The 5,353-nt window shown below is 66.4% G+C and carries 3 protein-coding genes and 1 pseudogene; 1 reads left to right on the top strand and 3 read right to left on the bottom strand.

The features are described 5' to 3' along the window. The 3 genes and pseudogenes from CKO28_RS26660 to CKO28_RS28725 form a co-directional block, all read right to left on the bottom strand. On the bottom strand, nucleotides 1-518 hold a 518-nt coding region (locus tag CKO28_RS26660; protein WP_200344364.1), incomplete at its 3' end, for a transposase. Nucleotides 519-764: 246 nt separating this feature from the next. Next, on the bottom strand, nucleotides 765-2,021 hold the full coding sequence (gene rho / locus CKO28_RS26655) for a transcription termination factor Rho (RefSeq protein WP_200344362.1): 1,257 nt from the start codon (nucleotides 2,019-2,021) through the stop codon (nucleotides 765-767). Between the two features lie 458 nt (nucleotides 2,022-2,479). Continuing rightward, nucleotides 2,480-2,674, bottom strand: a pseudogene (locus CKO28_RS28725) (IS4-like element ISMmg3 family transposase); the annotation flags it as partial. A 226-nt stretch (nucleotides 2,675-2,900) separates the two neighbouring features. Here CKO28_RS28725 and CKO28_RS26650 point away from each other — a divergent pair. After that, complete coding sequence (locus CKO28_RS26650; RefSeq protein WP_200344360.1) at nucleotides 2,901-5,048, top strand: recombinase family protein; 2,148 nt, start codon at nucleotides 2,901-2,903, stop codon at nucleotides 5,046-5,048. Nucleotides 5,049-5,353 lie beyond the last annotated feature (305 nt).

The raw sequence follows: 5,353 nt of genomic DNA, 5'->3' as shown, positions 1-5,353 counted from the left end.
TCGTCGCCGGTGTTCCGGGGGCGCGGGTCGCCGCCAACGTAGGTTTCGTCCATCTCCACCACCCCGCGCAGGACCGGATCGTCCCCCTGCATGGCGCCGCGACGCGGCGCCGAGGGGCTGTCCATCCGGCGGATCCGGTGCGACAGGTGCCAGGCCGTGCGGTACTGGAGACCGAGCCAGAAGCCGAGTTGACGTGCGGGACACCCTGCTCGGCGTCCACAAGGACGCCTAATGCCCTTGGACGAGCAGGCCATCAGGACCATCGCGGTCAGCCATGTCCGCACCGGAAGATGCGAAGCCTCCATCGGCGTGCCGGCGCGAGCCGACGTCGCCCGGCCGCAGTCGCGGCAGTGGAACAGCATCTTGCGTCCGGGTAGCTGGCGCGCGTTGCCGACTGCGCCGCACCAGCGGCAAACCGGTCCATCCGGCCAGCGGGCGGACAGGAACAACGCCTCGGCATGGTCTTCGTCCGGCACCAAATCCAGGAAGCCCTGTAGCGTTAGGTGGTCACGCGACATGGCCACAAGATATAGAGAACATACGCAGAACACAATAAGTCCGGCAAGAAATACGGCGCTGCCCAGGTGAACGGCCAGCCGACCGGCACGACCAAGGCCGTTCGCGTGCAAGCCGTCGTGGCCACCGCGGTCTGGAAGAAGGGGCCTCAACTGGACCCCGACCTCGCCGGGGCCACCACCTACACCGACCTGTGGTAGCACGGCTGGACAACCGCCCGCTGTAAGCCGGTTTCACGTGAAACGCGGCTACTGGTTCATGCTGGAGAAGAACTCGGCGTTGTCCTTTGTGCGGCGGAGCTTTTCGAGCAGGAACTCCATCGCGTCCGTCGTCCCCATCGGGTTGAGGATCCGGCGCAGCACCCACATCCGCGACAGCGTGCCCTGGTCGACCAGCAGCTCTTCCTTGCGGGTGCCGGACTTGGCCGCGTCGATCGCCGGGAACACGCGCTTGTCGGCCAGCTTGCGGTCGAGCACGATCTCGCAGTTGCCGGTGCCCTTGAACTCCTCGAAAATCACCTCGTCCATCCGGCTGCCGGTGTCGACCAGCGCGGTCCCGATGATGGTCAGCGAGCCGCCCTCCTCGATGTTCCGCGCGGCGCCGAAGAAACGCTTGGGCCGCTGCAGCGCGTTCGCGTCGACCCCGCCGGTCAGCACCTTGCCGCTCGACGGCACGGTGGTGTTGTAGGCCCGTGCCAGGCGGGTGATCGAATCCAGCAGGACGACCACGTCCTTGCCGCCCTCGACCAGGCGTTTGGCCTTCTCCAGCACCATCTCGGTGACCTGGACGTGTCGCTGGGCCGGTTCGTCGAACGTGGAGGAGATCACCTCCCCGTTGACCGTGCGGTCCATGTCGGTGACCTCTTCCGGCCGCTCGTCGATCAGCAGCACGATCAGGTAGCATTCCGGGTGATTCTGCTCGAACGACCGGGCGAGGTTCTGCAGGATCATCGTCTTGCCGGTGCGCGGCGGCGAGACGATCAGCGCGCGCTGCCCCTTGCCGAGCGGGGCGACCAGATCGATCACCCGCGCGGTCATTTCCTTGCGCGACGGATCGGCCAGCTCCAGCTGGATCTTCTGGTCCGGATAGAGCGGGGTCAGGTTGTCGAAGTTGATCCGGTGGCGCAGCCGGTCCGGATCCTCGAAATTGACCTTCTCGACCCGGCTCAGGGCGAAATAGCGTTCGCCCTTGCGCGGCGCCCGGATCTGCCCGTCGACCGTGTCGCCGGTGCGCAGCTGGTAGCGCTTTACCTGGCTAGGCGAGACGTAGATATCGTCCGGCCCGGCGAGGTAGTTCGCTTCCGGCGAACGCAGGAAGCCGAAGCCGTCCGGCATCACCTCGAGCACCCCGCCGCCCTGGATCACCACGTCCTGGTCCGCCAGTTCCTTCAGGATGGCGAACATCATGTCCTGCTTGCGCAGCGAACTGGCGTTGTCGATATCCAGTTCCTCGGCGTAGGCCAGCAGGTCCTGAGGCGATTTGTCCTTGAGGTCTTGCAGATGCATGTCGGCTTCGTGGTGGTCGGGCTGATGAAGCGGGTGCGGGCGCGCGGAATCGCTGACGCGGCGGCCCCGCGCACGGGCCGCCCGCGGATTCCTGCCGAGCCGCCCGGGGTCCGGCGGGTCCGTAACGGCGATCCGCGTCACGCCGCTGCCGGGCCGCTGCAGAGCCGTGGACGCGAGACCGCGGGCACGCACCGCCGGGTGCGTCGATCGGGAGAAAGCGCTAGCTGGAGAAATGGTGGCCGGCGCCTCATGGAAGGACAGGATAGCACCTTGTGAGGTAGCTAACCGTGCCCGGGCGGAAAGTCAAGTGACAGCGGACAGCGCGCTCAACATGAGTCAGTTCTCCAGACCCCCCAAAGCGGGGGTGGCGTAAGGGCGCTGGCGATGCAGGTTTTCAACCTTCGTAGGCCACGGGTGAAGAAGGATAGGCGGGAGCGCAGGCAGCGGACGGGCTGGCAATCCGGCGCCTTGGCCTCGGCGGCGAGCGGGTTGGTCTCGCAGTCCCACATGCCAGTTGAGACAGCCCAGTAGATTGCGATCGCGAGCCCCAGGAGCAGCCGTTCGATCCGGTCGGCCTTCCGCAACTGGCTATCTTCCAAGGCGAACCCCCGCCTCTTCAAGTCCGAGAACATCGCCTCGATACCCCATACAAGATGCCTCTAATAACTTGACGCCGGACTCGGCTTACCCGAGAATCGGTTATCATGCCCTGCGCGATCTTGCGCGGTGGCTGGAAAACCGCGATGAGCGAGACGGATCCTGTTCTGACGGATCTCTGGACGCGGCTCCCGGTGGAGCGGCGGCAAGCTCTTCTTCAGACCCTGTCGGACATGACCCTGAGACGGCTCCGCGATCGTCCAACTGCGGAGGGGAGCGGCGATGAGCGGGATCCCTGCCGTGTCGAGCCGGCTATCGATGCCGGAAAAGGTCAAGCGCAGCCACCGCGACCGGCTGGCGATCGTCTACATCCGCCAGTCCACCATGCAGCAGCTGGAACGCAACCAGGAGTCCACCCGTCTCCAGTACGCGCTGGTTGAGCGCGCGGTCCAGTTCGGCTGGCCGCGCGAGCGGGTCGTCGTGATCGACGACGATCTCGGCTGTTCTGGGTCGAGCGCCGAGGGCCGGCTCGGTTTTCAGCGGCTGGTTGCCGAGGTCGGCCTGGATCACGTCGGTCTTGTGCTGGGTATTGAGATGTCCCGGCTCGCCCGGTCCTGCCGCGACTGGCACCAGCTGCTGGAGATCTGCGCGCTGTTCGACACGCTTATCGCCGACGTGGACGGGGTGTACGATCCTGCGAGCTACAACGATCGCCTGCTGCTCGGACTGAAGGGCACCATGTCGGAAGCCGAACTGCATATCATCAAGGCGCGGATGGAGGCCGGCCGCCGGGCCAAGGCCCAGCGCGGCGAGTTGGGAAAAACGGTTCCCATGGGCTACGTCCGCCTCCCCTCGGGCGAGGTGGCGCTGGATCCGGACGCGCAGGCGCAGGCCACGATCCGGCTGATCTTTAATCTGTTCGACCGGTTCCGCACGGTGAACGGCGTGCTGACCTACCTAGTCGCCCACGACATCCAGCTACCGGTGCGCGCACGCTGGGGGCCGCGCAAAGGCGACCTGGAGTGGCACCGCCCCAACCGTCCATCGCTTTACAACCTGTTCGTCAATCCGATCTATGCCGGGGTTTACGCCTATGGTGTCCGTCAGGTGGATCGCCGGCGACAACGGCCGGGCCGGCCGGGCACAGGCCGCGGAAGCCCGAGGCCCGAAAACGCCGAGGTGTTTCTCCTGGATCGCATGCCGGCTTACATCACCCTGGAGCACTACCAGCGCAACCGGGCGCAGATCGCGGCGAACCGTGCTGATCGGACGGGCCCGGTGCGGGCCGGCCAGGCGCTTTTGTCGGGTCTCCTCGTGTGCGGACGGTGCGGCCTGCGCATGAACGCGCATTACAACAACAACGGCGGTGCGCTGCGCTACAGCTGCGACCGCATGGCCAGCGATTACGGCGAGGCGGTCTGTCAGTCTCTGATGGGGGCATCGGTGGACGCGTTGGTCGCGGAACTGGTGCTTCAGGCGCTACAGCCGGCGGCCCTGGAGGCCAGTCTCGCGGTCGCGGGCAACCTGGAAGTAGAGCGGGCAGAACTGGACCGGCATTGGCGCCAGCGGCTTGAGCGCGCCCGTTACGCCAGCGAACGCGCACGGCGTCAGTACGATGCGGTTGATCCCGACAACCGTCTCGTCGCGGGGACGCTGGAACGCGTCTGGGAAGAGGCGCTGGGCGAGGAGGCCAAGCTGGCCGACGCCTACGCGCAGTTCCAGCGTGACCAGCCGAGCGTTCCGGACGCTGCGGAACTCGCCCAACTCCGGGAGCTGGCCACCGATCTACCAGGGCTCTGGGCGGCGGAGACCACCACCCAGGCGGATCGCCAGACCATCGTGCGCATGCTGCTGGAGCGGGTTCTGGTCGAGGTGGTCGACGATAGTGAACAGGTTCGTGTTCAATGCCACTGGCACGGCGGTCATCGAACCGCTCACACCCTGATCCGGCCTGTGGCCAAGTTGAGCGCTCTCACCACCTACAACCAGTTGCTGGAGCGAGCCGCCGATCTCCGTCGCGCGGGCGGGAGTTATACCGAGGTCGCCGAGACCCTCAACGCGGAGGGCTGGCGCCCGGCCAAGCGTCGGACGACCTTCAACGAGCAGATGGTCTACCGCCTGTTATCCAAGACCGGTGTCGTCAAACCTCGCTACCGCCGCGCACCTGTGGATCTGCCGCGCGAAGCCGATGAATGGACCGTGCGCGAACTGGCCGCCGAGATCGGGATGCCCGAGGCGACGTTATACGGCTGGGTCCAGCAAGGGCGTCTGCGCAGCCGGCGCATACCGGTCGGCCGCGGTTATGCCAACCTGGTCCATGCCGACGCGTCCACGATCGCCAACCTGAAGGCGATCCGCGCGACGCCCGCTCCCTGGCATCGCCGACCGCCGGTGGTCGAAGACGACCGTTCCCCAACCATTGAGTCTTGAGAGTCGCCATGTCTGGTCGATATCGATACCCCAGCGCATGCCGTAGTCCAGGGCGCGTGGCGTGCTCGGCTTTTCCGATAAGGCGATGATCCACGGCTCCGGATGGTCAGGCTCGTGCAGGATCGCGACGTGGCTCGGGACCTGCCGGGCGCTCAGGCGCACGTCCGGCAGCATCCAGCTGCCGTCCTCGAAACAGGCGCCCAGCGTGGTTTCGCCCCCATTGCGATCGTACACCAGCAGGCTCGCCTTCAGACGCAACCGCCATGACCAGCCGCGCTCGGCGCACCAGGTGATGAGATCCGGGC

The organism is Rhodovibrio sodomensis, assembly GCF_016583645.1.
GTDB classification, from domain to species: Bacteria; Pseudomonadota; Alphaproteobacteria; order Kiloniellales; family Rhodovibrionaceae; genus Rhodovibrio; species Rhodovibrio sodomensis.
Note: the sequence above shows the minus strand (reverse complement) of the source record. Positions and strands in the feature narration are given on the sequence as shown.

Coding starts and splice junctions, on each gene's coding strand:
- CKO28_RS26650 (WP_200344360.1), top strand. CDS start 2,901: ATGAGCGGGATCCCTGCCGTGTCGAGCCGGCTATCGATGCCGGAAAAG.
- rho (WP_200344362.1), bottom strand. CDS start 2,021: ATGCATCTGCAAGACCTCAAGGACAAATCGCCTCAGGACCTGCTGGCC.